Annotated in this window: 30 protein-coding genes; 3 read left to right on the top strand and 27 right to left on the bottom strand. The window is 65.3% G+C overall.

Features of this window, described 5'->3' with window-relative positions; all coding sequences use genetic code 11:
- Positions 1–7 precede the first annotated feature (7 nt).
- The 14 genes from AC2EAL_RS04620 to panB all read right to left on the bottom strand — a co-directional run bounded on the left by AC2EAL_RS04620 (position 8) and on the right by panB (position 10,852).
- Positions 8–688 carry a DUF1523 family protein gene (locus AC2EAL_RS04620; protein WP_484722989.1) on the bottom strand — a complete coding sequence of 227 codons (681 nt, stop codon included), beginning with the start codon at positions 686–688 and terminating at the stop codon, positions 8–10.
- A gap of 12 nt (positions 689–700) precedes the next feature.
- Positions 701–982, bottom strand: a complete 282-nt coding sequence (locus AC2EAL_RS04615; RefSeq protein ID WP_484722988.1) for a hypothetical protein — start codon at positions 980–982, stop codon at positions 701–703.
- A complete protein-coding gene (locus tag AC2EAL_RS04610; RefSeq protein ID WP_484722987.1) occupies positions 979–2,328 on the bottom strand; it encodes a DUF6638 family protein in 1,350 nt (449 codons plus the stop codon). The genes AC2EAL_RS04615 and AC2EAL_RS04610 overlap by 4 nt, the downstream gene beginning before the upstream one ends.
- On the bottom strand, positions 2,325–2,810 hold the full coding sequence (locus AC2EAL_RS04605; RefSeq protein WP_484722986.1) for a hypothetical protein: 486 nt from the start codon (positions 2,808–2,810) through the stop codon (positions 2,325–2,327). Before AC2EAL_RS04605 ends, AC2EAL_RS04610 begins: the two co-directional genes overlap by 4 nt.
- 137 nt (positions 2,811–2,947) lie before the next feature.
- Positions 2,948–3,283, bottom strand: a complete 336-nt coding sequence (locus AC2EAL_RS04600; protein ID WP_484722985.1) for a hypothetical protein — start codon at positions 3,281–3,283, stop codon at positions 2,948–2,950.
- Positions 3,280–3,666, bottom strand: a complete 387-nt coding sequence (locus AC2EAL_RS04595) for a hypothetical protein (protein WP_484722984.1) — start codon at positions 3,664–3,666, stop codon at positions 3,280–3,282. Before AC2EAL_RS04595 ends, AC2EAL_RS04600 begins: the two co-directional genes overlap by 4 nt.
- 57 nt (positions 3,667–3,723) lie before the next feature.
- Positions 3,724–4,038, bottom strand: coding sequence for a hypothetical protein (locus AC2EAL_RS04590; protein WP_484722983.1), 315 nt, complete (start codon positions 4,036–4,038; stop codon positions 3,724–3,726).
- On the bottom strand, positions 4,038–5,966 hold the full coding sequence (locus tag AC2EAL_RS04585; protein ID WP_484722982.1) for an AAA family ATPase: 1,929 nt from the start codon (positions 5,964–5,966) through the stop codon (positions 4,038–4,040). The genes AC2EAL_RS04590 and AC2EAL_RS04585 overlap by 1 nt, the downstream gene beginning before the upstream one ends.
- 58 nt (positions 5,967–6,024) lie before the next feature.
- Positions 6,025–7,152: a hypothetical protein gene (locus tag AC2EAL_RS04580; protein WP_484722981.1), complete on the bottom strand. Its 1,128-nt coding sequence runs from the start codon at positions 7,150–7,152 to the stop codon at positions 6,025–6,027.
- A 307-nt stretch (positions 7,153–7,459) separates the two neighbouring features.
- Positions 7,460–7,636 (bottom strand): hypothetical protein, encoded by a 177-nt coding sequence (locus tag AC2EAL_RS04575; protein WP_484722980.1) that lies wholly within the window; start codon positions 7,634–7,636, stop codon positions 7,460–7,462.
- On the bottom strand, positions 7,629–7,850 hold the full coding sequence (locus AC2EAL_RS04570; protein WP_484722979.1) for a hypothetical protein: 222 nt from the start codon (positions 7,848–7,850) through the stop codon (positions 7,629–7,631). Before AC2EAL_RS04570 ends, AC2EAL_RS04575 begins: the two co-directional genes overlap by 8 nt.
- 3 nt (positions 7,851–7,853) lie before the next feature.
- Positions 7,854–8,924 (bottom strand): hypothetical protein, encoded by a 1,071-nt coding sequence (locus AC2EAL_RS04565; protein ID WP_484722978.1) that lies wholly within the window; start codon positions 8,922–8,924, stop codon positions 7,854–7,856.
- A gap of 261 nt (positions 8,925–9,185) precedes the next feature.
- Positions 9,186–10,025, bottom strand: coding sequence for a pantoate--beta-alanine ligase (gene panC / locus AC2EAL_RS04560; protein ID WP_484722977.1), 840 nt, complete (start codon positions 10,023–10,025; stop codon positions 9,186–9,188).
- Entirely contained in the window at positions 10,022–10,852 is an 831-nt protein-coding gene (panB, locus tag AC2EAL_RS04555; protein WP_484722976.1) for a 3-methyl-2-oxobutanoate hydroxymethyltransferase, read from the bottom strand. The genes panC and panB overlap by 4 nt, the downstream gene beginning before the upstream one ends.
- 153 nt (positions 10,853–11,005) lie before the next feature.
- On the opposite strand from panB, the gene AC2EAL_RS04550 reads away from it, so the two are divergent.
- Positions 11,006–11,347, top strand: a complete 342-nt coding sequence (locus AC2EAL_RS04550) for a cupin domain-containing protein (protein WP_484722975.1) — start codon at positions 11,006–11,008, stop codon at positions 11,345–11,347.
- Here the strand turns inward: AC2EAL_RS04550 and AC2EAL_RS04545 are convergent.
- Positions 11,344–12,219: a L,D-transpeptidase gene (locus AC2EAL_RS04545; RefSeq protein WP_484722974.1), complete on the bottom strand. Its 876-nt coding sequence runs from the start codon at positions 12,217–12,219 to the stop codon at positions 11,344–11,346. The genes AC2EAL_RS04550 and AC2EAL_RS04545 overlap by 4 nt on opposite strands.
- Positions 12,220–12,376: 157 nt before the next feature.
- Positions 12,377–13,585 (bottom strand): aminopeptidase P family protein, encoded by a 1,209-nt coding sequence (locus AC2EAL_RS04540; protein ID WP_484723402.1) that lies wholly within the window; start codon positions 13,583–13,585, stop codon positions 12,377–12,379.
- 246 nt (positions 13,586–13,831) lie between these two features.
- Between AC2EAL_RS04540 and AC2EAL_RS04535 the strand changes: the two genes are divergently transcribed.
- Both AC2EAL_RS04535 and AC2EAL_RS04530 read left to right on the top strand, forming a co-directional pair.
- Positions 13,832–14,170 carry a TFIIB-type zinc ribbon-containing protein gene (locus tag AC2EAL_RS04535; RefSeq protein WP_484722973.1) on the top strand — a complete coding sequence of 113 codons (339 nt, stop codon included), beginning with the start codon at positions 13,832–13,834 and terminating at the stop codon, positions 14,168–14,170.
- Positions 14,171–14,398: 228 nt separating this feature from the next.
- On the top strand, positions 14,399–15,388 hold the full coding sequence (locus tag AC2EAL_RS04530) for a P1 family peptidase (RefSeq protein ID WP_484722972.1): 990 nt from the start codon (positions 14,399–14,401) through the stop codon (positions 15,386–15,388).
- Positions 15,389–15,530: 142 nt separating this feature from the next.
- On the opposite strand, the gene AC2EAL_RS04525 is transcribed toward AC2EAL_RS04530, so the two are convergent.
- The 11 genes from AC2EAL_RS04525 to AC2EAL_RS04475 all read right to left on the bottom strand — a co-directional run bounded on the left by AC2EAL_RS04525 (position 15,531) and on the right by AC2EAL_RS04475 (position 26,492).
- On the bottom strand, positions 15,531–15,971 hold the full coding sequence (locus AC2EAL_RS04525) for a molybdenum cofactor biosynthesis protein MoaE (protein WP_484722971.1): 441 nt from the start codon (positions 15,969–15,971) through the stop codon (positions 15,531–15,533).
- 1 nt (position 15,972) lies between these two features.
- Entirely contained in the window at positions 15,973–16,221 is a 249-nt protein-coding gene (moaD, locus tag AC2EAL_RS04520; protein ID WP_484722970.1) for a molybdopterin converting factor subunit 1, read from the bottom strand.
- Positions 16,218–16,883 (bottom strand): CDP-diacylglycerol--glycerol-3-phosphate 3-phosphatidyltransferase, encoded by a 666-nt coding sequence (gene pgsA, locus AC2EAL_RS04515; RefSeq protein WP_484722969.1) that lies wholly within the window; start codon positions 16,881–16,883, stop codon positions 16,218–16,220. Before pgsA ends, moaD begins: the two co-directional genes overlap by 4 nt.
- A gap of 67 nt (positions 16,884–16,950) precedes the next feature.
- Positions 16,951–18,246, bottom strand: a complete 1,296-nt coding sequence (locus tag AC2EAL_RS04510; RefSeq protein WP_484722968.1) for a M16 family metallopeptidase — start codon at positions 18,244–18,246, stop codon at positions 16,951–16,953.
- The gene (locus AC2EAL_RS04505; protein ID WP_484722967.1) at positions 18,243–19,592 is read right to left on the bottom strand and encodes a M16 family metallopeptidase; all 1,350 of its coding nucleotides are present in this window, start codon (positions 19,590–19,592) and stop codon (positions 18,243–18,245) included. Before AC2EAL_RS04505 ends, AC2EAL_RS04510 begins: the two co-directional genes overlap by 4 nt.
- 74 nt (positions 19,593–19,666) lie before the next feature.
- On the bottom strand, positions 19,667–20,197 hold the full coding sequence (locus tag AC2EAL_RS04500; protein WP_484722966.1) for a DUF3035 domain-containing protein: 531 nt from the start codon (positions 20,195–20,197) through the stop codon (positions 19,667–19,669).
- 62 nt (positions 20,198–20,259) lie between these two features.
- Positions 20,260–20,754, bottom strand: coding sequence for a signal peptidase II (gene lspA / locus AC2EAL_RS04495; RefSeq protein WP_484723401.1), 495 nt, complete (start codon positions 20,752–20,754; stop codon positions 20,260–20,262).
- 2 nt (positions 20,755–20,756) lie between these two features.
- The gene (gene purH / locus AC2EAL_RS04490) at positions 20,757–22,343 is read right to left on the bottom strand and encodes a bifunctional phosphoribosylaminoimidazolecarboxamide formyltransferase/IMP cyclohydrolase (protein ID WP_484722965.1); all 1,587 of its coding nucleotides are present in this window, start codon (positions 22,341–22,343) and stop codon (positions 20,757–20,759) included.
- Positions 22,344–22,356: 13 nt separating this feature from the next.
- Complete coding sequence (locus tag AC2EAL_RS04485; protein ID WP_484722964.1) at positions 22,357–24,090, bottom strand: heparinase II/III family protein; 1,734 nt, start codon at positions 24,088–24,090, stop codon at positions 22,357–22,359.
- 103 nt (positions 24,091–24,193) lie between these two features.
- Positions 24,194–25,345, bottom strand: coding sequence for a saccharopine dehydrogenase family protein (locus AC2EAL_RS04480; RefSeq protein ID WP_484722963.1), 1,152 nt, complete (start codon positions 25,343–25,345; stop codon positions 24,194–24,196).
- 97 nt (positions 25,346–25,442) lie between these two features.
- On the bottom strand, positions 25,443–26,492 hold the full coding sequence (locus tag AC2EAL_RS04475; protein WP_484722962.1) for a saccharopine dehydrogenase: 1,050 nt from the start codon (positions 26,490–26,492) through the stop codon (positions 25,443–25,445).
- Positions 26,493–26,618: the final 126 nt, after the last annotated feature.

Raw genomic sequence — 26,618 nt, 5'->3', positions numbered from 1 at the left:
CCGGCTCCTACTTCTTCGCCCGCCAGGTCCCCAGCCAGGCCCCGATCCGTCCGAAGAACCCGCGCGCTTCCTTCTGCACGGCTTCCACCCGCTGTCCGGCGGCATCGAACGTCTCGCCCACGTCGGCCAGCGCCGGATCCACCATCCGCTCGCGGAATTGCAGCCACATCTTGCGGATCATGAAGATCAGGAAGGCCAGCACCGTCAGGATGATGATGTTGACCCAGGGGATCAGCGTCACATCCGGCCCCTCGACCGGAGTGACCGAGATCGCATTCGGGAAGATCGAAAAGATCGGCAGCCGCCAGCCGTAATGCGTGATCGCCACCCAATGCGGGTTGGACTTGTCCGACTTCAGGTTCTGCGCCTCGGCCTGCAGCGTGCTGGAATCCCACTTGAAATAGGGCGGCCAGAACCAGCCGGTGTCCTCATTCCGGTAGACCATCACGCTTTCGCCGTCCGGATAGACCGCGTCGATGAACCGGATGTCGCGGATCGTCGCCGTGGTTTCGACCCCCGTCCCGGTATCCTCGATGGAATAGAACATCCAGTTCGCACCGATCGGCGTGTTCTTGTTGTAGGTGTTGATGATGTGCACCACGTCGCGCTGCGGCAGGGTGTAGTGCAGGAACAGCCCGACGATCACCAGCGCCAGAATCCGCAGGCCCCATTTGATCTTGGTCCACATGGGTCAGCCCTTTCAGTGCCAGTTGACGAAGTAGATCGTGGTCACGAAACCCACGGTCGGCAGGATATAGATAAGCCACAACAGCCGCTTTTTCAGCCCCTTGTCATAGGCCTGCATCCCCGCCTCGATGAAGGCCCGCCGCTCGTCCTCCGGCACACCCTCCCGCGCCGGATCGGTGTCCCATTCCTTCTCCAGCTTCTCGCGCCGGACCGACCGGGAATAGATCGAGGTGACGAAGTAGATGATCGTCAGCCCGACATACATGAAGAAGGCAAGGCGCAGCCAACCGATCATCTCCGTCCTCCCCAGGGCCCGACCACGGGGCGTGAGGGCTTCGGCCCCTCTGCCATCTGCGGGCGGTGCAGCTCATCCATGCTCGGCTCCGGGCCAAAGAGGGCCGTCCGCGCGCCCTCACGGTCCACCTGATACTCCCGCGCCAGGAAATCCGCCACATAGGTCTTCTTCCGCTCGCTCCACGTCGCGTATTGCGCGTAGAACAGCTCCTTGTGGACGATGAACATCTGCCGCACGTCCATCGGCGACAGTTCCGACAACAGCATGTTCACCAGGTCGCGCTCCGGCCCCTTGCCCCGCAGCGTGTAGAAATACGCTGGATGCTCCGAGGTGATCTTCGGCCAGGGCCCCCCGGCCTCCACCCAGCGCAACAGCGCCGCGAGGCCCAGAAACTCCTCCGGCAGCGCAGTGCCCAGCTTGTAGGCCACCTTCCGCAACTCGGTCCGCCGAGCATCCCCGATCTCGATCCCCAGCCGGTCCGCCGCGTCCACTAGGATGAAATCCATTTTCTGCCGCAGGATCGCCGCCGCATCGGTGCCCCTGGCCTGGACGATAGGCTCCACCAGCCCGTTCCGCTCCAGCCAGTCGGCAATCTGGTTGCGGTGGTCCAGGTCCATCACCTGCGCCACCGGCACCTCGCCCAGCGACTGCCAGTCCAGCGTCGAAATCGCCGCCGGATAGCGCGCACCCTGAAAGACATAGACCCCGCCAAAATGGCTGGTCCAGAAGTTCGACTGCTGGAACGTCATCGCCGGAAGCGAGATCGGCACCCGCGTCACGTCGCCCGTCTTCTTGGCCAGCCCGATCATCTCCGCCACCAGCACATCGTCGCGCCAGCCGTCCGGCTCCTGCCGGAACCGCTCGATCAGCTTCGCCAGCTTCCCCGCATCCGCCACATGCCCGCCAATCGTATCCGCCTCGACCGTCACCTGCCGGATGTCGAACAGCTTGGCCGGCGTGTCGAAGGCGTAGACCGAGTTCTGCAACTCCCCCGCCACCGCATCCCGCGCGGTCAGCGCGAACAGCTGCGCCTCGTTCTTCTCGATGAACTGCGTCAGGATCCCCCGGCTGGTGGAGAACTTGATGTTCAGAAGCGGCGCATCCTTCTGCGCCGTGGTCAGCAAGATGAACTGCCGGTTCGCCCCGTTGGGGTTGAGGTAGAGGTCGTCATTGAGTTCGTCGCCAATCTCGGGCGAATAGCCGGACAGGTCGATGTGGAAATCGTCGAGCTTGGTCGTCTTCCCCGTCAGATGCTTGAGCGCCCGGTTGTAGCGTTCGACAAGGGCGGGAGAGGAGACCTCGATCAGGTTCCCGAACATGAGCCCGCGTTGGATGAGGCGTTTCAACGCTTCTTTCCTTCTTCAACGCTCGCCAGGTCTTCTTGCAGTCGCTCTTTCTCGCGCTTGAGAATTCGGTGCGCAACAACAGTCAGCTCACCTTGAACGCTAGCGTGATCCTGATGACGGATTTGGTCCAGAAAACCCTGAAGTTTGGCGTGGTCTGGGATGGTGGGATCAATCATGAGCTCAAGCTTCGCGACCCTTGCCATGACAAACGGATAGTCATCATTTGCGGTCCGCTGCACCTTTGAGCAGTTCTCAACAATCTCGACAAATGCTTCTTGGAACGCAGTGATCCAAGTCTGGCGAAGTCGCACAGTTTCCAGAGCAGACTGATGTCTTCGCTCAGTTTGTGCCGCTGCAAATGCTCGCTTTCCCGAGTACCAAGCGCCACCTGCTCCCACAATCAAGGAAATGAGGGGAGTTGCCACAAGGCTGACAAACGCCTGATTGGCTGTAACCCAAGCGCTGAACTCGTCTAGAGTCACCCCTTCCCCCCTTCACCATCCACCATCGGCATCCCCCAACCGCCCCGCGCCTCCCTCCCCCCGCGTGGGGGAGGGATGGGGAGGGGGGGCTTGCAACGAGCGAAGCCTCACGAATGCCCAACGTGCATCCAAGCCCATCATTTCGCCGCACTCCTCCGCTCCGCAACCGACAGAAGAAAAATGATAACAAATACAATGCCCGTAAGCTTCAGTTCCCGCGCGGCGTCCCAGAACAGGTCGCTCGGCCAGTCTGGTCCTAATGATTGCGCCCAAGGCGAAGTGGGCCAGAAAGTTCGCGCGTAGTATGAGGCATTCATTGCTGTGATGATGTAACCAATCGCGAAAAGGATCAGTAGACCCTGTACAAGGCGCAAAGTGATCTGAGTGCGACCCGACGGCTTCCTTGAAGCCAACAGCAAGCCCAAACCAACAGCAGCGAGATAGGGGATCAGTGTAGCAAATAGGATGATCACCCCTTCCCCCCTTCACCATCCACCATCCGCATCCCCAACCGCCGGTTCAGCTCCTGCGCCTTCACCAGCCAGACGAAGCCCAAGACCGGCCCCCAGAGCAGCGCGAACAGCGCCGAGCGGCTGAGGTAAAACCCCGCCCGCTCAAGCGGAGCCGCCAGGACCGCCGCCCAGACCCCCTCGTTGATCGCCGCATAAAGCCCGGCCGCCAGCACGGCCCCCACGACCAGCGCCACCAAACCCGTCACCCCCACCGCCCGCGCAAGCCGCGCCTGCGACAGGTTCCCCCGCCCCACCAGCCGTCCCGGCAGCCACGCCACCAGCGCACACAACCCCGCCAGCGGCAGGATGGAGTTCCACAGAGTCAGGGTCAGCGGCTCGGTCACGTCCCCTCCAGATACCGCGTCGCCGCTTCTGTCCGGCCGAAATCCTGCTGCATCGCTTCACCCAAGATGTTCGCGTCGGGTGGCCAGCAGCCAGCCGACCAGCATCCCGCCCAGTGACAGCAGCGCGCCAATCACGCCCCAGGTCATCCCCGCCATCACGGCAAGGAACGCCGATCCGGGCTGCTCGCCCAGCGACGCCCCCGCCTCGTCCATCACCCTTGCCGCGCCAAGCCGCGTGCCGATGAAGAATACCAGGCCGGTCACGACGACGACCGCCGACACCTTTCCCAGGGCCGGCCACAAGGTCTGCCTGATCGTGGCGCCCGCAGCCAGTCCGCCCATGACCGCCCCCGCTGCCGCAAGGAACTCCATCACCCCTTCCCCTCCAGATACCGCCGCTTCGCCTCCTCCGTCCGGCCAAAGTCGCGCACCATCGCCTCGATGGCCACCTCGTCCGACTTGTCGGCATAGCGGAACTCAGAATCGGCGTAGCGGTTGATCTCCTGGATCACCATTTCTACCGTGATCGGCGTCATCAGCTCCTTGATCATCGCCAGCTTCTCGTCATAGGGCTTGAAGAGGAACAGGTCCGGCTCCGCCATCCACTCATCCGGCAGCTCAAAGTCCATCGCCCGGACCTTCACCGCATCGGTGATGTTCTTGATCGCCCGCCCCGTGAACCGCTCATCCGCCTGCTGGATCGCCTTCAGATAGGCCCCGATCTTCGCCAGCGTGTCGAGCTTCCCGATCTCCCCCGACACACGGTCCCAGACCTTCAGAAGCCCCTCCTCATGCGGCTTGGAATGCCCCTCGAAGGACGCAGCAACGGCCTTCTTGATCTCCTGCGCCGCAAACAACTCATGCTCGCCCACCGGGATCGCATGGTTCTTCCCCAGGAGAAGCGAAAGGATGTCGATGTAATCCTCCTTCGACTGCGGCCCGTCGACCAGGAACCGCGCCCCGGCCCTTTGCCGCAACGCATCGTCAACGTTCTCCGGGAAGTTCGAGAACATCCCGAAGGTGCAGTTCCCCCGCACCACCGTGCCCGCCCCCGCGAAGGCCTGCATGAAGACCGCCGTCACCTCCTGCTGGCCCGCGCTGGACTGCCGGTCCCCCCGCTTTCCCGCCACCTGGTCGATGTCGTCGATGGTCCCGAAGCCGATCACGCTCGGATCAAGAACCGCATCGATGAAGGCCTTCGCGTTCTGCCCCGACTTCCCCTGATAGCTGTCGATCTGGTCGATGCTGAAGTTCTGATAGCGGAACGGATACCCCGCCACCTTGCAGTAATCGTTCAAGAGCCCCGCCATCATCTGGATCAGCGTGGTCTTCCCCGTCCCCGGCTTCCCGTCCCCCATGAAGGTAAAGATGAACCCCCCAAGCTCCGCAAACGGATTCAGGCGGCGTTCGAAGTCATAGGCCATCAGCATCTTCGCCAACCGCAGCGACTGGTACTTGGCGATGTGGTTCCCCACCACCTCATGCGGCTTCTTGAAGGCCATGGCGATCATGCCGCCCTTCGCCGCCTTCGCCGGCTTGAACCCCGCGATGGTCAGCCCGTCGGCCTCCACCTTCCACGACGCGCCCGTATACACGGACACCCGAGCCCCATTCTCCGCCCGGATCTGCACCTTCTTCATCAGCGCCTCGGCAAAGGCCGACACCACCGCCACCAGCTTCACGTCATCCGTCGCCAGCGCCCCGATATCCTGGTCCAGCTCCCAGAGCGCCCCCTGCAACGCCAGCGGAGCATTGTCGGTCAGCACCTCCTCCACTTCGCCGATCTCGACCGTCCCGGACCCCACATGCGGCGCGATCAGGTAGGCCAGCGCATTGGCAAAGGTGAACAGGACCACCAGCGCCTCGCCCTGCAACAGCTCGCAGAACTCCGCCCGCCGAGCCTCCGGCACCCGCCCCTCCAGGTTCGCCTTCTTCAACTCGGCGAGCCCCGACTGCGCCGCAAACGTCTCCCCCATCGCCAGCGCAATCGCCAGCGACCGCCGCAGCGCGTTCAGACAAGCCGCCTGCACCGGCGACACCAACCCATCCCCCAACCCCTCGATCCGCTCCGCCAGCCGCACCCCCCCGGGTCTGGCCGTCGTCCGCGTTGCCATCCCCGGCACCGTGGACCGGAACGTGGGCCGCGTCCCCACCCCAGGCGACCGCTCCGCCTGAACCGCCTGAACCAGAGGCTTCGCCAACCGCGGCGCATGATCGAACCCGAAGACCATCCCCAAGGCCGCCTCATACTGCGCTCGGATCGTCTCTTCCTTCAGCTCCATCGTGTCGCGCGTGCTCATCCGGCCAACCCTTTCATCTGTCCGAAAATATCCCGGGGGTCCGGGGGCTGGCCCCCGGCTACAACGTCGGAATCAACCGCCCCCCGGCCCCCACGACGAACTTCCGGTATCCCCGCAGACCCGCCGGGTTCTGCTCTGCCAGCACCTGATAGGGCCGCTCCGGCAGGATGATCATCCGCTCCTGCCGCGTTGCCCCAAGTTCCGCCCCCGCCACCGGGTCGAGCTTGTAGACCTGCCGCTGCGCAGACGAGAACCAGCCGTCCTTCACCGCTTCCTCGCGGTCCGAGACCAGGTCCTCCACCGTCCAGACCAGCGCCCAGTCCTGACCCTCCGGAGCATTCGCGCCCTCCAGCACCTTGGAAATCGGCCCCGACTGCAACGTGAAGCTCGCCGAATACATCGGCCCCAGGATGATCCGCCGCAGGCGCTTCGGGTGCAGGTCCTCGAAATCCTTGTCGAACCCCGTGGCAATGGTCAAAAGCTTCAGCCCCCCCACCGACTGCGCCATCAGCGCCGCCTGCGCCTGCGGCCAGCGGTAGGCGTCGGTCAGGATCGGCCGCTTGCCCGAGTCCTCCAGGTCCATCAGGTACACCACCGGCAGGTTCGCCTGAGTATCCCAGACCGCCCAATGCACCAGGAAATGCCGCCGTTCCCCCAGATCCTGGATCCACTGCGCATCCGGATCGTTCCGCGCCCAGAAGATGCCGCCGGCCAGCAGCGCCTCATAGTAATACCGCTGCGACAGCGCGAACTGCAGCGCCGTGGGGATCGTCAGGTCCCCCACGATCTGCCGGATCATCCGGTCCTTCAACTCCGCCTCCGAGGGCATCCCGGCCAGATGCTTCTCGGCCTGCTGGGCATCGACGGCCATCGTCATCAGCTCCTGAGCCACCGGAAACCCGCTCTCATGCCGGTCGATGGTCAGGCGCGGAGCCCCCTCCCCCCGCCCGGTCATCAGGTACTTGTTCGACAGCGCCCGGAATGTCCCCGCCACCGCCGTCAGATACCGGCCAAGCACCCGTGCCTCGGTCCGCGTCAGCTTCCCCTCATTCTCCACCTCCGCCGCCACCCGGCCCAGATGCCCGGTGATCCGGTCGAACTTGGCAAAATACCGCCGCGCGACGAGCGTGTCATAAAGCTCATGGTGGTCCGAGGTGAGAACGTCTTTGACGGTGGGGTCAGCCATCTTCACTGTTTCTCGCTGCTATCGAACCCAAAATACCAGCGGGCCCAGCGATCCATCACTTCATCCGACTCTAGCCGGACGCCCTTCCGTCTGGCCTCTTTCTCAAACATTCGACGCCCCAGATATCGGTGACCAGCAAGGAGCCAGAGTGACAGCGTCACCAGAATGAGGAACTCGTTCAAATTGGGTCCCCGTGGCGTCTGAGGATCAGAAGCAAACGATTCTGGTATCAATATCGTCCTAGTACCTGCGACGGCCAATAGACCAAGCCCGAGCACGATAATCCAAAACTGGGATCGCCTGAACGTCATCCGCCGATCACTTTCTGTTGGCGATCTTCCAAGAACGCCTCCACCTCCGCCGCCACCCGGCCCAGATGCCCGGTGATCCGGTCAAACTTGGCAGAATACCGCCGCGCGACGAGCGTGTCGTACAGCTCGTGATGGTCCGAGGTGAGGACGTCCTTGACGGTGGTGTCAGGCATCATTTCCCCGACGCGCATAAGACCAAAGGTCGATCAATAACAGCACCGCAAACAGCGGTGAAAGAGAGTAAGTCGACCAAAGACCGACGAACATCATCAGTCCAGCGATCCCGCCAACCACGAAGTTAGTCGCATCGGATAACAGTATTCCGAGCCCAAGAAGAACCGGCGGGCTAAAGGTCATCAGAACGCCGGTTCGCAGGCCAATGATCACCCATCACTCCCCATACGCGTTCTTGTCGTGCTTCTCGACGATCGCCGCAAAGCGCCGGGCAAAGCGCTCATCCGCCTTCGCCTTCTGCTCCAGGATCTGCCGGGCGAACACCATGTGCCCCTCATGCGCTTCCAGCATGTCGGCCATCTTGTCGTTCGTCGCCGCCCCGATGGCCGCCATCGCGGTCTGGGCCTCCTGGTCGGTCTTGACCCCGATCTCATTGATCCGGTGCGCCACGTCCTGCTGCTGGGCGGTCTTCAACGAACTGGTCAGCGCGTCATACAGCACCACCCGCTGCTTGGTGTCCGTCTGCAGCTTGTTGATCAGCACCAGCTGCGTCGCCGCTTGGTTCTGCAAGGAATCAACCCAGGTCTTGCCCTTCTCGATGTACCGCTCCAGCGTCTGCGACTTCGCCAGCTTCACCTGCTCATCCTGGACCAGCGCGTTATGCTGGGCGTTCAGCGTCGCCAGCTCCGTCTCCAGCTTCGTCCGCGCCGCCGCATCAGTTTCCACGGCGATCTTGTTCTCCAGCTCGATTAGCCGCGGGTCCAGCGCCGCGACCTCGGCCCGCACCGCCTCCAGCGCCGCCACCGTCTCTTCCCGCTCGGTCAGGGTCGAGGCCAAATTCCCCTCCACCCGCGTCTTCTGGGTGTTCAGAAGGTCCAGCTGCCCCTGCAACAGCTTCACGATCACGTCCGACTTGGAAATCAGGTCCTGCAGCTTGTCGTCGATAGTCGCCGCCCGCATCCGCTCCTGCCGCATCGATTCGGCCTTGGCAGACGAGAAGATGCCGATGAACGACTCCATCCCCGTCTTCGTCCGCATCTCGTTGAACTCGGCCGAAAATCCGGCGGTCACGTCGTCCAGCCCCATGATCAGCTCGGCGATGTTCGCGTTCATCAGGTCGGTGTGCTTCGACACGTCCTCAAGCGTGGCGTTCTCCACGTCCAGCTGCACGCCCTGGTCCAGCTTGGTCCGCGCCGCCTCGATCCGGCTGGTGATCGCCGAAATCTTCGCCTGCGCCTCGGCGACCTGAGCCTGGCTTTCCTTGATCTGCGTTTCAAAATCGGCCATCCGACCCTCCGTTGAACATCGTTTGCATCACATAGTGATGTAACAGCGAATTACATCATTCCGGCCCCGATTAATCGGACCCGCCACGGGGGAAGTCTTGCAGCAACTTCCCCCCATCGCCAAGAGCGGAATCCAGCCTTTCCCTTCCGGAAATATCCTGGGGGTTTGGGGGTGAAACCCCCATCAGCCGAGGAGGAGGGCGAAAGCCCCGACGACGAGACAAAAGCCTCGCGCGTCAGCGCTCAATCTGAAAACCGTCCGTCACACCGGGATGTTGTCGATCAACCGCACGCCATCGATCCAGGCTGCCGCCAGCATCCGGCGCGGGCGGCGCGGGTCGTCCGAGGGCATCAGCGTCTCGGCATCGCGCAACTCGATGTATTCCACCCGCTCGAACCCGGCTTCCCGCATCGTCTCTGCCGCCTCGCGGATCGCCATCCGATCAGCGTGGCCAATGCGGATGTCCTGCGCCGCCCGGGTGATCGCCGCATAAAGGATCGGAGCCTTCGCCCGCCCCTCTGCCGTCAGCCGCACATTGCGCGACGACATCGCCAGCCCGTCCGCCTCACGAATCGTCTCGCAGCCCACGACCTGCACCGGAATGTTCAGATCCCGCACCAGCCGCAGCACGACCTGCAACTGCTGCCAGTCCTTCTGGCCGAAATAGCCCTTGTCCGCCAGGGACATGCCGAACAGCTTCGTCACCACTGTCGCCACGCCATCGAAATGCCCGGGCCGCATGTAGCCTTCCAGCGGCTGCGCGACCCCCTGCATCGTCACATTGGTGATGAAGCCCTCGGGGTAAACCTCCTCCACCGGCGGGGCAAAGATCGCGTCCACCGGGACGGTCCCCAAAAGCTCCGCATCCGCCTCCAGCGTGCGAGGGTATTTCTTCAGGTCCTCGGGGTTGTTGAACTGCTTGGGGTTGACGAAGATCGTCGTGATGACCCGGTCACACTCCGCCCGCGCCCGCCGCGCCAAGGACAGGTGCCCGTCATGCAGCGCGCCCATCGTCGGGACCACGCCCACCACCTCATTCTTCGCCTTCCACCCGCGCGCGAACGCCCGCAGGTCGGTCACCGTCCGGACAATCGGGATCATTTCTTCACCGGCAGCGCGTCAGGAAAGGAATGCTCAGCCGCCGGGAACACCCGTGCCCGCACCTCCGCCGCATAACCGGCAATCGCCTCATCCGCCGCTTTCCCAAGCTCGGCATAGCGCTTCACGAACTTCGGCCGGAAGTCGGTGAAGAGGCCCAGCATGTCATCCACCACCAGCACCTGCCCGTCGCAATTCACTCCCGCGCCGATGCCGATCGTCGGGATCGACAAGGCCGCCGTGATCCGCCCCGCCAAACCCTCCGGCACTTTTTCCACCACCACGGAAAACGCCCCCGCCGCCTCGATAGCCTTGGCGTCCGCCATCACCTTGTCCGCTTCCTCAGCCCGGCCCACCACCTTGTAGCCACCCAGCGTGTTCACCGACTGCGGCGTAAGGCCCACATGCGCCATCACCGGCACGCCGCGCGCCGTGAGGAAAGCAATCGTCTCCGCCATATGCTGCCCGCCCTCCAGCTTCACCGCAGGGGCCCCCGTCTCCGCCATCAGGCGCGAGGCATTCCGGAACGCCTGCTGCGGGCCTTCCTCATAGGACCCGAACGGCATGTCGATCACCGGCATCGCCTTCGTGCAGCCCCGCACCACGGCGCGGCCATGCAGGATCATCATCTCCAGCGTAACGCCCAGCGTGGACGGCATCCCGTGGATCACCATGCCCACGCTGTCGCCCACCAGCGCGATGTCGCAATGCGCGTCGACCAGCCGGGCGATGGGCGTCGAATAGGCCGTCAGCACCACCAGCGGCGTGCCACCCTTGCGGGCGCGGATGTCGGGGGGCAGCACGGGCCGGACTGGGGACGTGGCGCTCATCGCTGGCCTCCGCTTTCACATTCTGCCCGCCATATGGGCACAAGCGAAACGCCGCCGCAACAAATTTGCGCCGCAGCGCAGCACCGCCGACCGCAGCGTCACGGGGTTGACCCGGCACGTCTCAGCGTCCTGAATGCCGGAAAGGAGACCGCAATGCCCCTGATCCAGCGCGTCAGCCGTGACGGCACCGCCCCCGAGATCACCCGCCCCGATCCCGCCAAGGTGATCTCGGGCGATCCGGTCCACTCGACCTGGAGCCTTGAGGAAACCGATGGCCTCTATGCCGGCCTCTGGCAATCCACCCCCGGCAAGTGGCGCATCAGCTATTCGGAGTGGGAATACTTCCGCATCCTGCAGGGCTATTCGCTCCTGACCGGCAGCGATGGCAGCGTCACCCAGCTGCACCCGGGCGACAGCCTGATCATCCGCCCCGGCTTTGAAGGAACATGGGAGGTCGTGCAGACCACCCTCAAGGATTACGTGATCCGCACTTAGCCAGAGGTACCGACCGTCACGGCAGCCTGGGCAGGCACGCATTCGGCATCCGGAATGCCCCGACGGGCGCAGGCAGCCAGGCGCTTCTTCTCCGCCTTCTCGGCAGCGGCCTTGTCGCGCGCCTCCTGCTTGGCCAGAGCCTTCAGGTCCTTTTCCTTCTTGGCGATGTTTTCCGGGGTCTCCGGCACCATCCGGCCATAGGCGTTCAGCATCTGCGGCCCTTCGATGGCCAGGCTCTCCGCCTCGGTCCGCACCTTGACCCGGGTCCCGTTCGGCACCCGGTTGTAGAGGTCGATGGCGTCCTGGTTGAACAGACGAATGCACCCCGCGCTGGTCGCGTGCCCGACCGAGGCCGCATCGGACGTCCCGTGAATCCGGAACATCGTGTCCCGCCCGCCGCGGTACAGGTACAACGCCCGCGCCCCCAGCGGGTTCTGCAGCCCGCCCGGCAGGCCGCCCGCATAGGCCGCATACAGATCAGGCCGGCTGCGGATCATGTTCGCCGTGGGCTGCCACGACGGCCATTCCGCCTTGCGCCCGACAACGCCCGAGCCACGGAACGACATCCCCTCACGCCCGACCGCGATAGGATAACTTGTCGCCGTCCCGCCTTCACCCACCAGGTACAGCTTGCGCGCAAAGGTATCGACCACCACGGTGCCTGGAGCCTCGGGCCCGGTATAGGCGACCTCGGTCCGGCTGTTGCCGTCCGCCAGGTACTTCGGCGCGACCGGCTCGATGAAGAACGCCCCGTCCTGGATGCCTTCATACCCCGGCGCGGCCTCGGGCGTTTGCGACTTGGGGTTGCCCGCGCAGGCGGCAAGCAAAGGCAGGGCGAGGATCGCGAAGATCCGGGCAAGGGATTGGGTCACTTTGGCAGACTCATCTCAAGGGCAGCTAGGGCCACCTTGCGCCCCAACTGGTCCGGGTCAAGCAAAAACGCAAGCTTTTCCGAATCTTCGCGGGCAAGGCTGGAACAGAAACGGCCCTGAGCCCCTTCTGTTCCCTGTCCTTATCGAACGTCCCGCCTTACCCCACCACGTTGAACGCAGGCCCATAGGGGTAATGCGTGATGTCCTCGGGCTCGTCCTCGGTCACGACGAAGATGTCGTGCTCGCGATAGCCACCGGCGCCCGGCATGCCTTCCGGGATCGTCAGCATCGGCTCCATCGAGATCACCATCCCCGGCTCCAGCACCGTGTCGATGTCCTCGCGCAGCTCCAGCGCCGCCTCGCGGCCATAGTAGTGCGACAGGATCCCGAACGAATGCCCATAGCCGAAGGTGCGGTACTGCAGCATCTGCCGCTCGGCCAGGAACTCGTTGATCTTCATGGTGATCTCGGCACATGAGGCTCCGGGCTTCAGAAGCTTCATCCCGAATTCGTGGCTGTCGATGTTGGTCTGCCAGACCTTCATGCTGGCATCATCCACCTCGCCCACGAACAGCGTCCGCTCCAGCGCGGTGTAATAGCCGCTGATCATCGGGAAGCAGTTGAGGCTCAGGATATCCCCATGCTGCAGCTTGCGGTTCGTCACCGGGTTGTGCGCCCCGTCGGTGTTGATCCCCGACTGGAACCAGACCCAGGTGTCGCGGTATTCCGCATCCGGAAAGCGCTTGGCGATCTCACGCTCCATCGCATCCCGACCTGCGATGGACACTTCCAGTTCCGTCGCGCCGACCTTGATCGCCTCGCGGATCGCATAGCCACCCACGTCGGCGACGTTCGCCCCATGCTTGATCATCACGATCTCGGCCGGGGATTTCTTCATCCGCTGGTACATCGTCGCCGGGGCAACATCCACGCCGCGCTTGGGCTTCAGGAAGCTGTTCAGCTTCTCCATCCGCTCCACGGTCAGGTGATCCGCCTCGCAGCCGATGGCCTTGCCTACGCCTGTGACCGAGGCCACCGCCCGCCACATGTTGTCGCGCTGCCAGTCGGTGTAGGTGATGTTGTCCTCGATCGACCGCCGCCAGGGCTGGCCCGCGTCGATCCCTGCGCTGATGGTCACGCATTCGGTTTTGGTGACAACACAAGCATAGGGCCGCCCGAACGAGCAATAGAGGAAGCCCGAATAGTAGGCCACGTTGTGCATCGAGGTGAGCACAACCGCGTCCAGCTCATGCAGCTCCAAGATCTCGCGCAGGCCCGCGAGGCGGTCATGGTATTCCTGATCGGCGAAGGGCAGCGTGTCCTTCTTCCCGCCATTGTGAAAGCGGTACATCTCGGGACGGTTCAACGACATTTCCAGACCTCATCAACAGGGGGCCGGGATATGCCGCAGGACCCCGAAAGGTCCCGGCGTACAGGACGGAAGCGGGACAATTCCCGCAAGCGTCGGGGTGAACACCCCTGTGGCGACGCCATCGCCACGGCTCGCCCCCTGAATGCGCCTTCGCGACAATTCGCGCAAGAGCGTTTCCGACCCTTGTGAGGCGCAAATGCGACCCCATCTATCGACCTGACCCATGGAATGGAGACGCTGATGCGCTGCCCGGTAGACAACGAAACCCTGGTGATGGCCGACCGTGGCGGGGTCGAGATCGACTACTGCCCGAAATGCCGTGGCGTCTGGCTCGACCGGGGTGAGCTCGACAAGATCATCGAACGCGCCGCGGGTGACGTGGCTCCGGCTCCGGCAGCCGCCCCCCGCCCGGCCCCGCAACCGCAGGCCGCCCCAGTCTATCAGCAGGAACCCCAGCGCGCGCCGCAGTACCGCGACGATGACCGCCGCCGCCGGGACTACGACGACGATGACGACTACAAGTACGGCTACGGCAAGAAGCGCAAGAAAAGCATCCTCGGCGAAATCTTCGACTTCTGAGGCCCGCTCCCCAGAAACGCTCCTCGTCGACTTCGTCGCTCGTCGCTGAACCCCAGCGACGAGAAGCCGAAGGCGAACGAGGAGCCGCCATTTGCACGCACTGGCTCACCCGCCTATCCTGACCCCAAAGCAACCGGGGTCCCAGATGCACAACGCCGCGCCCGTCGCCAAATTCCTTCGAAGGAATTTGCAAAACCCTTTAAAGGGTTTTGGCCCGGAGCCCGCCTGATGCGCCCCGGCCCCCGCAACCTCATCACCGACGTCCCCGGCCTTCGCGTCGGCAACGCCCATTACGCAGCACTCCGCTCCGGCACCACCGTCCTGACCGCCGACCGCCCCTTTGTGGCCGCCGTCCACGTCATGGGCGGCTCGCCCGGCACGCGGGAAACCGACCTCCTCGCTCCTGACCGCATGGTGGAAGGCGTCGACGCGATCTTCCTCTCCGGCGGTTCCGCCTTCGGCCTCGACGCCGGCACCGGCATCATGCAGGCCCTGCGTGAGGCCGGTCGCGGCTTCGCCGTCGGCCCCGTTCGCGTCCCCATCGTGCCCGGGGCCATCGTCTTCGATCTCCTCAACGGCGGCGACAAGGACTGGACCACTAGCCCATACCCGACCCTCGGCCGCCAGGCCTTCGAGGCCGCCGCCGCCGACTTCGCCCTCGGCACCGCCGGCGCAGGCTACGGGGCCATGACCGGCACCCTGAAAGGCGGCCTCGGCTCCGCCTCCTGCATCCTGCCCTCCGGCCTCACCGTTGGAGCCCTCGTCGTCGTCAACGCCTTGGGCCAGGCCACCGTGGGCGAGACCCCCCACTTCTGGGCCGCCCACTGGGAAGAAGGCACCGAGTTCGGCGGCCTCGGCCCCGCGCCCATGATCCCACAAGACGCACCGCTGCCGCGCAAGCGACTGGGCGAGGCCACGACCATTGCCATCGTCGCCACCGACGCCACCCTGACCAAGGCCCAGGCCCACCGCATGGCCACAGCCGCCCACGACGGCATGGCTCGCGCCCTCGTCCCCTCGCACACGCCCCTCGACGGCGACCTCGTCTTCTCCGTCGCCACCGGCGCGAAACCGCTGGAAGACCCCCTGACCGACATCTTCCAGCTCGGCCACGCCGCCGCCACCTGCCTCGCCCGCGCCATCGCCCGCGCGGTCTACCTGGCCCGGTCCGAACCCCTCGACCTGCAACCCACCTGGGCCAGCCGCTTCGGCCCCTGAAGCACCGACCGCAGCCAGAGGCGTCCCCTCTCCCCCCGGGGGAGAGGGTCAGGGTGAGGGGGAACCACGGTTAGCACCCGCTGAACGCCCACAACCAAGCCATTGATTTCACTGCAACCGAACGAACCGCCCAGCGTGGACACTACCACCGCTTCAGCGCGTCCTCATCGGCGTCCTTCGCCGCCACCCAGGAAGCCCCGTCAGCCGAAAGTTCCTTCTTCCAGAACGGAGCCCGGCTTTTCAGGTAGTCCATCAGATACTCGGCGGCAGCGAAAGCATCCCCCCGGTGCGGCGCCGCCGTCGCGACCATCATGATCGCCTCTCCCGGAGCCAGCTTCCCATACCGATGGATCACCAGGGCATCCACCAGCGACCACCGCCGGACCGCCTCCTCGGCAATCCCCAGGATCGCCTTCTCGGTCATCCCCGGATAGTGCTCGATCTCCATCCCGGACAGCGACCCACCCTCGTCCCGCACCAGCCCGGTGAAACTGACGACCGCCCCCGCGCCCCGCACGGAGGCAGTGAAGTCCGCAACCTCTGCCCCCAGATCGAACGGTGCTTGCTGGACGGCGACGCGCACCTCAGCCCCCGGTCATCGGCGGGAAGAAGGCGACCTCCCGAACCCCCGCCAGCGGGGCATCGAACGACGCCAGCTCCTGATCCAGCGCCACCCGCAGCGCGGTCAGGTCGGCAAAGGCCGCCGCATACCGCTCTTCCCGCCCACGCAACTCCTCGACCAGCTCGGCCACCGTCGTGGCCCCGGTCTCGATCCGCTCACGCGGAAGGCCGATCCGTTCCCGGACCCAGGCGAAGTACAGAACGTCGATCACTTGTCTTCCTTCAGGAAGGGCAGCGACTTCGTATAGTATTCCCAGCCCGTGACCACAGTCAGCAGGGCCGCCACCCATAACAGCCAGATGCCCACAAGGTTCGCATAGGACGCGCAATCCCGGTTGCCGCAGGTGCGGATCGCCTCGGCCTCGCCTGCCGCTACGGCGGCCATATGCTGCTCGGGCGTCATCCCCTCCAGCGCCAGGGCGTTCAGATAGTCAAGGCCCGTCCCAAGGAACAGCACCGCGATCGCGATCATCTGCGCCGTGGTCTTCCATTTGGCGAGCCTCGTCACCTTCAGCAGCCCGCTTTTTTGCCCCAGGTACTCCCTCAGGCCCCCCACGAAGACCTCGCGGAACAGGATCAGCGTCGCGGGCAGGATCAGCCAGGGGTTCATCCCGTTATAACCGGTGATGACCATGATCGCGATCACCACCATCGCCTTGTCGGCAATCGGGTCCAGCATCGCGCCGAACTTCGACTCCTGCTTCCACAGCCGGGCAAGATAGCCGTCGAACCAGTCGGTGATCGCCGCGCCCACGAACAGGGTCAGCGCCAGCCAGTCGGCCCAGGGGCGCTGGAAATACAGGAACATCACCGCAACACCGGGTGCGGCAAGCAGGCGAAGCACCGTCAAAGTGTTTGGGATCGTCCAGCGCATGACGAATTCGTAGACGATGGGTCGGACGGGCGAAAGGGGCTTGTTGTCCAATGCCCCTGACACACCGTCACATCCCTTCAGGTTGACCCACCACCACGAACTGCAGGTCCTCGGGCTTGAACAGCCGCGCGGCGACGCGCTGGATGTCCGCCATCGTCACCGCCTCGACCATCGAATTCCGCTTCGTCACATAGTCGCGCGGCATCCCGTCCATCTGCATGCCGACCAGAATGCTGGCGATCGGTCCGTTCCCGTCGAACCGCAAGGGATAGGACCCGGTCATGTAGGTCTTGGTGGACGCCAGCTCTGCTTCCGTCACGCCCTCGCTGACCAGCCGGCCCCACTCGTCCTTCACCACACTGATCGCTTCGGCCACCTTGTCGTTCGACGCCGCGAACTGGCCCAGGATCATGTCGGCATGGTCCATGTTTACGATATAGGTCCCGATCCCGTAGGTCAGGCCGCGCTTTTCCCGCACTTCGGTCATCAGCCGCGCGGTAAAGCGCCCGCCGCCCAGCATCTCGTTCAGGACGAAGGCCGGGAAGAAATCCGGGTCATCCCGCGGAATGCCTTTGTGGCCGAAGAACACCGTTGACTGCGGCGTCGGGAAATCCACCACCGTGACGCCCCCCGTCAGCAGCCACGGGGCATCCTCCGGCAGCGGGGCACCTGTCGCGGGTAGGTCACCCAGCAGATGATCCAAAAGCTCCCCCAGCTGTTCCGCCGTGATGTCTCCGCTGGCCGCGACATAGACCCGGTCCCGCGCGAGTGCCGCCTTGTGCGCGGCCACGATGTCGTCGCGGGTCAGTGCCGTCACCGTCTCGATGGTCCCGTCCCCGGTCGAGGCATAGGGATGATCGCCGAAGGCGAGCGCGTCGAACTTCTCGGAAGCGATGTTTCCCGGGTCCTTCTCGTTGGCCCGCAGGTTCGACAGCACCTGTTCCCGCACCCGGTCCACCGCATCCTGGTCAAAGCGCGGGTTGACCAGCGCCTCGCGCAGAAGGTCGATCACCTGGTCGCGGTTCTCCGTCAGGAACTTCACCGACACGCCCACCGAATCCGACCCGGAATCGAAGCTGATGTCCGCCGCCAGCGCCTCGCGCGCTTCGGCAAAGGCGCGGCTGTCCATCTCGCCCGCGCCCTCCTCCAGCGTCGCCGTCATCAAGTTGACCGCCCCGCGCTTGCTCGGAGCATCCAGCGAGGTGCCGCCCTTGAACTGGATCTCCAGCGCCGCGAAGGGGATGTTGTGATCCTCGACCAGCCAGGCCTTGATCCCGCCGGGGGATGTCACTTCCTTGATCTCGATCTCGGCATGGACCGGGACGGCCAGCAGGAACAGGGCAGCAAAGACGGCGCGGATCATTCCGTGGTCTCCCCTTCGACGGCAGGTTTGGTCAGCCAGCCGGTCACCGCGTTCTTCCGGTTCAAGACCGTCCGCGCGGCCGCCATCACATCGGCCTCGGTCACCGCCGACAGCGCTTCGTCCCAGCCGTCGATATCGGCCACGGTCAGGCCCACGCTCAACCCCTTGCCATAGCTGTTGGCCAGATTCTCCACGCTGTCGCGAGCGTAGATCTCACCGGCGCGGACCTGGGTCCGGATCCGCTCCAGCGCCGCCGGGTCGGGGCCTTCCTTCAGGAACTCTTCCAAGGCCCGGTCCAGATCGGCCTCGATCGTCTCCAGCATTATGTCCGGGGCCGGCACCACGGCGATGCCGAAGGTCCCGTCGTCAATGCTGGTCCCGTCGTAGAAAGCCGAGGTATAGACCGCCACCTGCCGGTCGAACTGCAACTCCCGCGCCAGGAAAGAGGTCTGGCCATTACCGCCCAAAAGCTCGGCCAGCACGGTCAGCGCCGCCGCCATCTTCTGGTCGCCCGGGTCGCGCTCCGGTGCAAGGTAGGTGCGGAAGACGTAAGGCTCCGACACCCGCTCGTCCGCCAGCACGATCCGGCGTTCCGCCAGCTGCGGCGGTTCCTGCGGCCGTTCGCGCGGCACGATGCCCTCGGACGGCTCCAGCGGGCCGTAATGCTTTTCCGCCAGCGCCTTCACCGCCTCGGGCTCCACATCGCCCGCGATCACCAGAGTTGCGTTGTTCGGAGCGTAGAACCGCTCGTAGTAGGACAGCGCATCCTCGCGGCTCAGCTGTTCCATCTCGTGGCGCCAACCGATCACCGGGATCGCATAGGGGTGGTTCATGTACTGCGCCGCCCGCATCTGCTCGATCAACAGCGCACTCGGGTCGCTGTCGGTGCGCTGGCTGCGTTCCTCCAGGATCACCTTGCGCTCGGTATCCACGTCCTCTTCGGTCAGCCGCAGATTGCGCATCCGGTCGGCTTCCATCTCCATCACCAAATCCAGCCGGTCGGCGGCGATCCGCTGGAAATAGGCGGTGTAGTCCCAGGAGGTGAAGGCGTTGTCATCGCCGCCCTGCGCCTCGACGATGCCGGAAAACGCGTTGGGTGCGACCTTCTCGGTGCCCTTGAACATCAGGTGTTCCAGGAAATGCGCGATCCCGGAATGGCCTGGGGGTTCATCCGCCGCGCCCACCCGATACCAGATCATCTGCACCACGACCGGGGCGCGATGATCCTCGATCACCACAACCTTCAGCCCGTTGTCCAGGGTGAAGGTCGTGACCGGCTCATCGGCCGTTGCCGGAAGTGTCAGGGCCAGCGCCAGACCAAGTCCCGCACCAAATCGTCCGAGCATCAGGCTCTCCACCGTTGGGTTTTCGGGAAGCTGCGGCGCGTCGCCCGAACAATCAAGCCGGGGCCACGCGGTTGTTACTCTTCGTCAGGTTTGCGCGGCGGTGCCGAGGGGTTCCGGACCCCAAGCGCCCGCCACCGGTCCAGCTCTGCCTGCTGGTCCAGCCGCTGCTTGCGATAGGCCTTGTAATAGACGTTCACGTTGAACAGCCGCTCCAGGATGCGGCCGTTGTTGTCGCGCCGCCATTCCAGGTCTTCCGAGGCCAGCGTCGCCCGGATGCCACCATCGACGCCGAACCGCCCGGCATGGGCATAAAGTGCCGCATCCGACGACGGAATGCCGCCTGCCGCCTTCGGGTTGCCGCCCAGCGCAATCGCGGCGTCCGCCTCGGGGTTCTGGTCGGTCCGGTTGAAGCCGCCCGGGGTCGGCTCGGGCAGTTCAGCCAGGTTTTCCGGCAATTCCAGGGGCTTGGGCGGAACGATCGCAAATTCGTCAGGGCCCGGCCCCGACCGCAGGTTCATCAGCTCGGGGTCGCCCTTGCCGCCGCAGGCCGCAAGCGTGATCATCGTCGCAACCGCGATGACCGCCCTGCCCAGTCCTGCCCGCATGCCTGCCTCCGAACCCGTCTTTTGCCCGTCTTAGCCTAAAGCCGCGCGGTCGTCACGCCTGATTAGCGCGCCTTGCGCTTGGGTTTGCCGTCGGCGGAATCGCCCTTGGCAAAGATCACCAGCCCCAGCGCCCCGGCAAAGATCGCGATGTCGGCGACGTTGAAGGCATAGGGATTCTCGATCCCGCAGCAGGACATGTTCAGGAAATCCGCCACTGCGCCATAGGCGATCCGGTCGATGACATTGCCCAGCGCCCCGCCAACCAGCAGGCCACCCGACAGTTCAGCCCAGGTGTTCCCCCGCTCGCGCCGCATCCACCAGATCACCCAGGCCGAGATGACCAGCGCCAGCACGATCAGCCCCCAGCGCGCCCAGTCCGCGCCGTGCGACAGAAGGCCAAAGTTGATGCCGTAGTTCCACGCCATCCGCAGGTTCAGATAGGGTGGCAGCACGTCGATCTCGTGCCGGTTTATCAGGTCCAGCCCATGCACGATCCACAGCTTGGTCAGCTGGTCGATGACGAAGGTCGCAACCGCGATGATCCAGAAGCGCCGCATCATCAGTGCCGGAAATGCCGCTGGCCGGTGAAGACCATCGCCAGCCCACGTTCATCCGCCGCCGCGATCACCTCGTCGTCCCGCATCGACCCGCCCGGCTGGATGATCGCCGTCGCCCCCGCCTCCGCCGCGGTGATCAGCCCATCGGCAAAGGGAAAGAACGCATCCGACGCGACGACCGCGCCCTTGGTCAGCGGACCCGCCAGCCCCAAAGCCTCGGCCATGTCCTCTGCCTTCCGCGCGGCGATCCGCGTCGAATCCACCCGGCTCATCTGCCCCGCACCGACACCCACCGTCGCGCCGTCCTTCACATAGATGATCGCGTTCGACTTCACGTGCTTGGCCACCGTCCAGGCGAACATCAGGTCCCGCATCTCGGCCTCGGACGGAGCCCGCTTCGTCACCACCTTCAGGTCACTCGCCGCCACATGCCCATTGTCCCGGTCCTGCACAAGGAATCCCCCCGCCACCTGCTTGAACGCGAGCCCCCCGGCCTTCGGGTCCGGCAGCGCGCCCGTGGTCAGCAGCCGCAGGTTCTTCTTCCCCGCAAACACCGCCTTGGCTTCGTCCGTGGCGTCCGGAGCAATGACGACCTCGGTGAAGATCTTCACGATCTCCTCCGCCGTCGCTCCGTCAAGCACCTGATTCAACGCGACAATACCGCCAAAGGCGCTGGTCTGGTCGCACTGGTAAGCGCGCTGGTAAGCCTCCACCAGCGACCCCGCCGTCGCCACCCCGCAAGGATTCGCATGCTTGATGATCGCGCAGGCCGGGGCACCCCCGGCAAACTCCGCCACCAGCTCGAACGCCGCATCGGTGTCGTTGATGTTGTTGTAGGACAGCTCCTTGCCCTGCCACTGCCGCGCCGTCGCGACCCCCGGACGGCGCGAGCCGTCGGTGTAGAAGGCCGCCGCCTGATGCGGGTTCTCGCCATAGCGCAAGGTCTGCGCGATCCGCCCAGCAAAGCTGCGATACCGCGGGGCGGGTTCGTTCAACTCTCCCGCCAGCCAGGTCGAAACCGCCGTGTCATAGGCCGCCGTCCGCGCATAGGCCGTCAGCGCCAGCTTCTGCCGGAAGGCCCGCGTCGTCGCCCCGTCATTGGCCTTCAGCTGGGCCAGGAGGCACTCATAGTCCAGCGGGTCCGTCACCACCGTCACGAACCGGTGGTTCTTCGCCGCAGCCCGGATCATCGCCGGACCGCCGATGTCGATGTTCTCGATGCAGGTCGCATGATCCGCGCCCCGCGCCACTGTCTCCTCGAACGGATACAGGTTCACGATCAACAGATCGATCGGCTCGATCCCATGCGCAGCCATCGCCACCAGATGCTCGTCGTCATCGCGCAGCGCCAGAAGGCCCCCATGCACGTTCGGGTGCAGCGTCTTGACCCGCCCGTCCATCATCTCGGGGAAACCCGTGACATCTGCAACATCCCGCACCGCCAGCCCCGCCGCCCGCAGCATGCCGGAGGTCCCGCCGGTGGAAATCAGCTCCACCCCGTACCCAGCCAGCGCCCGCGCCAGGTCCAGAAGGCCGGTCTTGTCCGACACCGAGATCAGCGCGCGGCCGATGGGGATAAGGTTTGTCATGGGCATGCCCCTGTCACTCTGGCAGCGGGTCCTCGGGCTCCACGCCCTCCAGGTCCCGGATCGCCAGCGGAGTATCCTTTGCCTTCGCCAAGGTCCAGCCTATCCGTGTCTCGAACCCCCGCGCTTCGCCGCGCAGCACAATTTGCAGGCTTGGCCGGGGGTGCAACCGCCCATTTTCCAGATAGGCCGACGGCTCCAGCGCCAGGTCCGCCGTGCCGGTGTGCCGGAACACCCAGATCTCGCCGCTGCGCAGGACCATCGAGACCGCAGCACCCCCCATATCCAGCGCCGCATCCACATCCGGGTGCAGGTGGAACCGCACCGCAAAGCGCCCGGCCTCCATCGCCGTCGCGGTCATCACATCCTCGAAGCGCTTCCGCGCATCCGCCTTCAGCGCGGTCAAGGCCTCCACCCCCGACAAGCGCCGCCCGTCATGGCTCAAAGTCAGGCTCCGGCTTGCTGTCAGCCCATGCGTCCTGACCCAGCCGTCATGCGCCAGGTACAGGTCCGTCCCCTCGCTGCCCGTGGTCATCCGCGTCGCCGTGACCTGCGCGCGATGCTGCAGCGCCTCGCCGGTCGGATACAGCCGGGAAGAGGACACCCGGTCCATCGCCAGCACCGAATGACACTCCGTCGCCCGCGCCGCCAGCCGCCACATCGGCCCGAACGCGAGCCCCGACCCGCAATTCACCACCAGGGGCCGCCGCCCCGAGGTCAGCTCGAAAGCGCAGGTCGAGGCATGCGCCGTCTCCGCCGCCCGCCCGCCTGGAGGCGAGGACGCATCGACGATCACCGTCGTCCGCCCGCCATGCAGCCGCGCATAGCCCATCGCAATCGCCGGGGTCGTCCCCGCCCGCACAGCCGCCGAGGCCAGCGCCTGATCCAGACGCCCTTCTTCCCCCTTGTCCCCGCCATGAAACCGCGCCAGCTCGCCATCGGCATGGCGCAAGGTCCGCAGGGCCGGGGTGATCCGGATAATCGCCGCCCTGACCGCCGGGGGAACCGCCAGGTTCGCCTCGCTCATCGCGCTGGCCGACCAGGTCAGCAGGGTCAGCACCTCCAAAAGCTCCTCCGGGTTCCGCGTCGGAATCCCGCCTTCCGCGTCGACATCCGTATCGCAGGCCGCCGACAAAGCCTCCGACGCCGGGCCGATCAGCGCTTCCATCCCGATCAGCGAGATCCCGGCATAGACGAGGCCAGTCAGCGCCTCGAATCGCGGCAACCCCTCCGCCGCACTGCGCCAGCGCTTGGCCAGATAGGCCGATTGCCGCGACAGCGACCGATAGAACGCCTCGCTCTCCGCCTTGTCCCGCCCGCTCAGCAGAATGGTCGCGTGATGCACCCAGCGGATGATCCGGCGCCCCGTCAGGTCCGGAGTCCACCCCGGCCCCCGCCCGCCGCCGAACCGCGCGATCCAGTCCCAGGTCCAGGCCTGCGCCCGCGCCTTCGCCTCCTTGGTGCCCAAAGCTGCCAGGTCATCCAGCCAGGCAAAGCCCTGCGCGGCCCGGTCAAAGGCAGGGTCGGGCGCCGCACTGTCCCAGATCGAACCGTCCGCCACCTCGGCCAAGTGCCCGGCCAGCAGGACATTGCCCAAAACCAGCTGCCGCCCGCGCGTCAGCTGCCCGATGGACCGCGGCTCGGGCTGCGACACAAAGCCACCCGCCGCCCGCGCCCGCCGCGCAGCCAGCACCGCCAGCCGGTCGGCCAGCCGGTCCAATCGCCTTGACGTGTTGCTGGTGCCGCCCACGTCCTGCCTCGCTCGCTTGCCCGGTTTGCCCGGATCGTCCGGCGATGATAGGGCAGGGCAGCGGCTCTGTCACGTCAAAGGCTCATGACAACCCTTCCGCCGCCTAGGCCAGATGGTCGATCCGCCGCAGGAACTGCGCCAGGTGTCCCACCTGATCCAGCCACCGCGCCAGCAGCTTCGGGTCATGCGGCGCGCCATGCACCCCCGCCGGGATCTCGCGCGTCAGCACAGCCTCGATCGCCAGCGACACCGGCACCGACACCAGCCGCCCCATCGCCGTCCCGCGCACATCGCCCCAGGCATCCATCGCCCAGGTCTGGTGGAACACCGGCTTGCCGTCCCGTTCCGCCTTCAACGCCACGAACAGCACCACCCGATCCGGCTCGCCCTCGGCATAGGAGTTGTCCTTGAGGAGAGCCGCCGCCCGCGCCTCCAGCGCCGCGTTGATCTCGGCCAGAGGTTTCCCCTCCAGCCCCTCGATCTCACGGAAGATCGGCGCCCAGGCATCGGCCCAGCCGTTCAGCCGGATCGTGCCCCGGACGAAGTCCTTGACCTTCCAGTGCGGCTCAAAACGGTACTCCTCCATGAACGGATAGCTGTCGCGGTTCGGATAGACCTCGAAACTCTCCGGCTGGGGCAGGGGGGCGTCATAGCGGCTGATCGCATCCCAGGGCCGCGCCACCCGCAGCTCGGTGAAATGCCGCAAGGACCGGGATGGAGACCGCAGCGCCTTCAACACCCCCGCCGGGGCCCAGCTGAACTTGTAGCGGAAGGCGTTCGGCTCTTTCGGCACCCCACCACAATAGCTGGTGAAACTCAGCACGTTGTCGTTGTGATAGGCTTTCGAGGCCCGATATCGCGCCACCAGGTCATGCGCCATCAGATGGTCAATCCCGGGGTCGAGGCCCACCTCGTTGATCGACACCAGCCCCTTTTCCCGAAACTCCTCATCCAGCGCCCGCATCTCCGGCGCGATGTAGGACGACGAGCAGAAATTCGCCCCCTTCTCCAGGCAGAGCTTCGCAATCGCAACATGCTGGTCCGCCGGCAGCATCGACACCGCGATATCGCCCGGTTTCAGCGCCGCCGCCAAAGCCTCCATCGAGAACGCCCGGACGTCCTGCGTCAGGTCGCCGACCTCGGCGCGGGCCTTCTCGACCGTGCGGTTCCACACCGTGACCGGATGTCCCGCCTCGATCAGCCGCCGCAGCCCCGGAATCGACGACAGCCCCGTGCCGCACCAATGGATGGTCATTCTCTCACTCCCCTTTGCCCCCAGGACCCAAAAATCTTAAACAAGATTTTTGACAAATTCCTTCCTCAAGGAATTTGGGCCCCGGATGATCCGTTGCTCACACGCCCGCGACATGCCTGTCGAATTCCACCCTCGCCCGCCCCCAGACGCCTTGGTCCAGAGCCTTCAGCGTCAGCAGCGACGGCAACAACTGCGCCGCATAATCCTGCGAGGATTCCACCGGCATCAGCGACGGCAGGTTGTCGATGGCCGTCACATCCAGCGGCGGATTGTCATGCACCCGCAAAGCCGGGGCCTCCCAATTCGTCGCCCGGTCATAAACCTTGATGGGCGAGAAATCCGAGGTCGGGTCGCAGGCAATATCCCCGATCACCGTCAGCTTCCGCGCGTCGGTCTTCGCCGAGGCCGGTACAAACACCGGACACCCCGGCCGCGCGAGGATGCAGTTCAGGAAGATCTCGTGCTGCAAAACTTCCGGAAACGGCCCGCCGCTCGCGGTCTCCGCCATGTCCCACTTCGTCACCGCGACCCCCATCGCCGTGCACAGGTCCGCAGCCCCCGTCCCCACGCGCCCCAAGGCCCCGATGATGATCGCCCTGGGCCGCCCGAGGCCCGCCAGCTCCTCCCCCAACTGCGCCAGCAGCGCATCCTTCGACGCCACCTTCCGCACCGGCCCCGCAATCCCGCCGCGCTGTTGCGCCGCCCAGCATTTCAGCGAAACCGCCGCGCCCGCATAGCCTGCCCAATAGCCGAACGCCGCCACGCGACGCCCGTCCTCGCCGACCAGGTACTCCAGGTCATACAGCGTCCCGCCCCCAGCCTTGAACCGCTGCAACAGCACCCGCCCCGCAGGCTGCCCCTTGTAGGCATGGCCAAACATGATGTGCCGGTGCGTCAGCGGCGTCCCGTCCTCCGGCAACTCCTTCAGCCCGAAGATGATCGCGTCTGCCGGAGCCTTGGGCCAAAGGTTCTCCTCGGCAATCTCGCACCCCGCCGCGACATACCCGTCCAGCCCAATCGCCCGGACCGAGGACCGCTCCACCGTCACCCGGATCCCCGCCTTGACCAGCGCCGCCGCGCCTTCGGGCGTCAGCCCGACGCGTTCCTCGTTCGGTCGCTGCTCGGCGCGCACCCACAGATGGGTCATCTCCCGGTCCCCCTCCACATGTCCGGCCCCCGTGATAGCCCAGGACCACGCCCGGCAAAACCCCGCAAACAGACTGTTTCCCCGTCCTCCCGGCTTGCATTGCGCGTCGGTTCGTCGCAAGTCTCC

The sequence above is a fragment of the Tabrizicola sp. T74 genome, from assembly GCF_057219935.1.
This window is presented reverse-complemented; position numbering and strand designations above follow the sequence as displayed.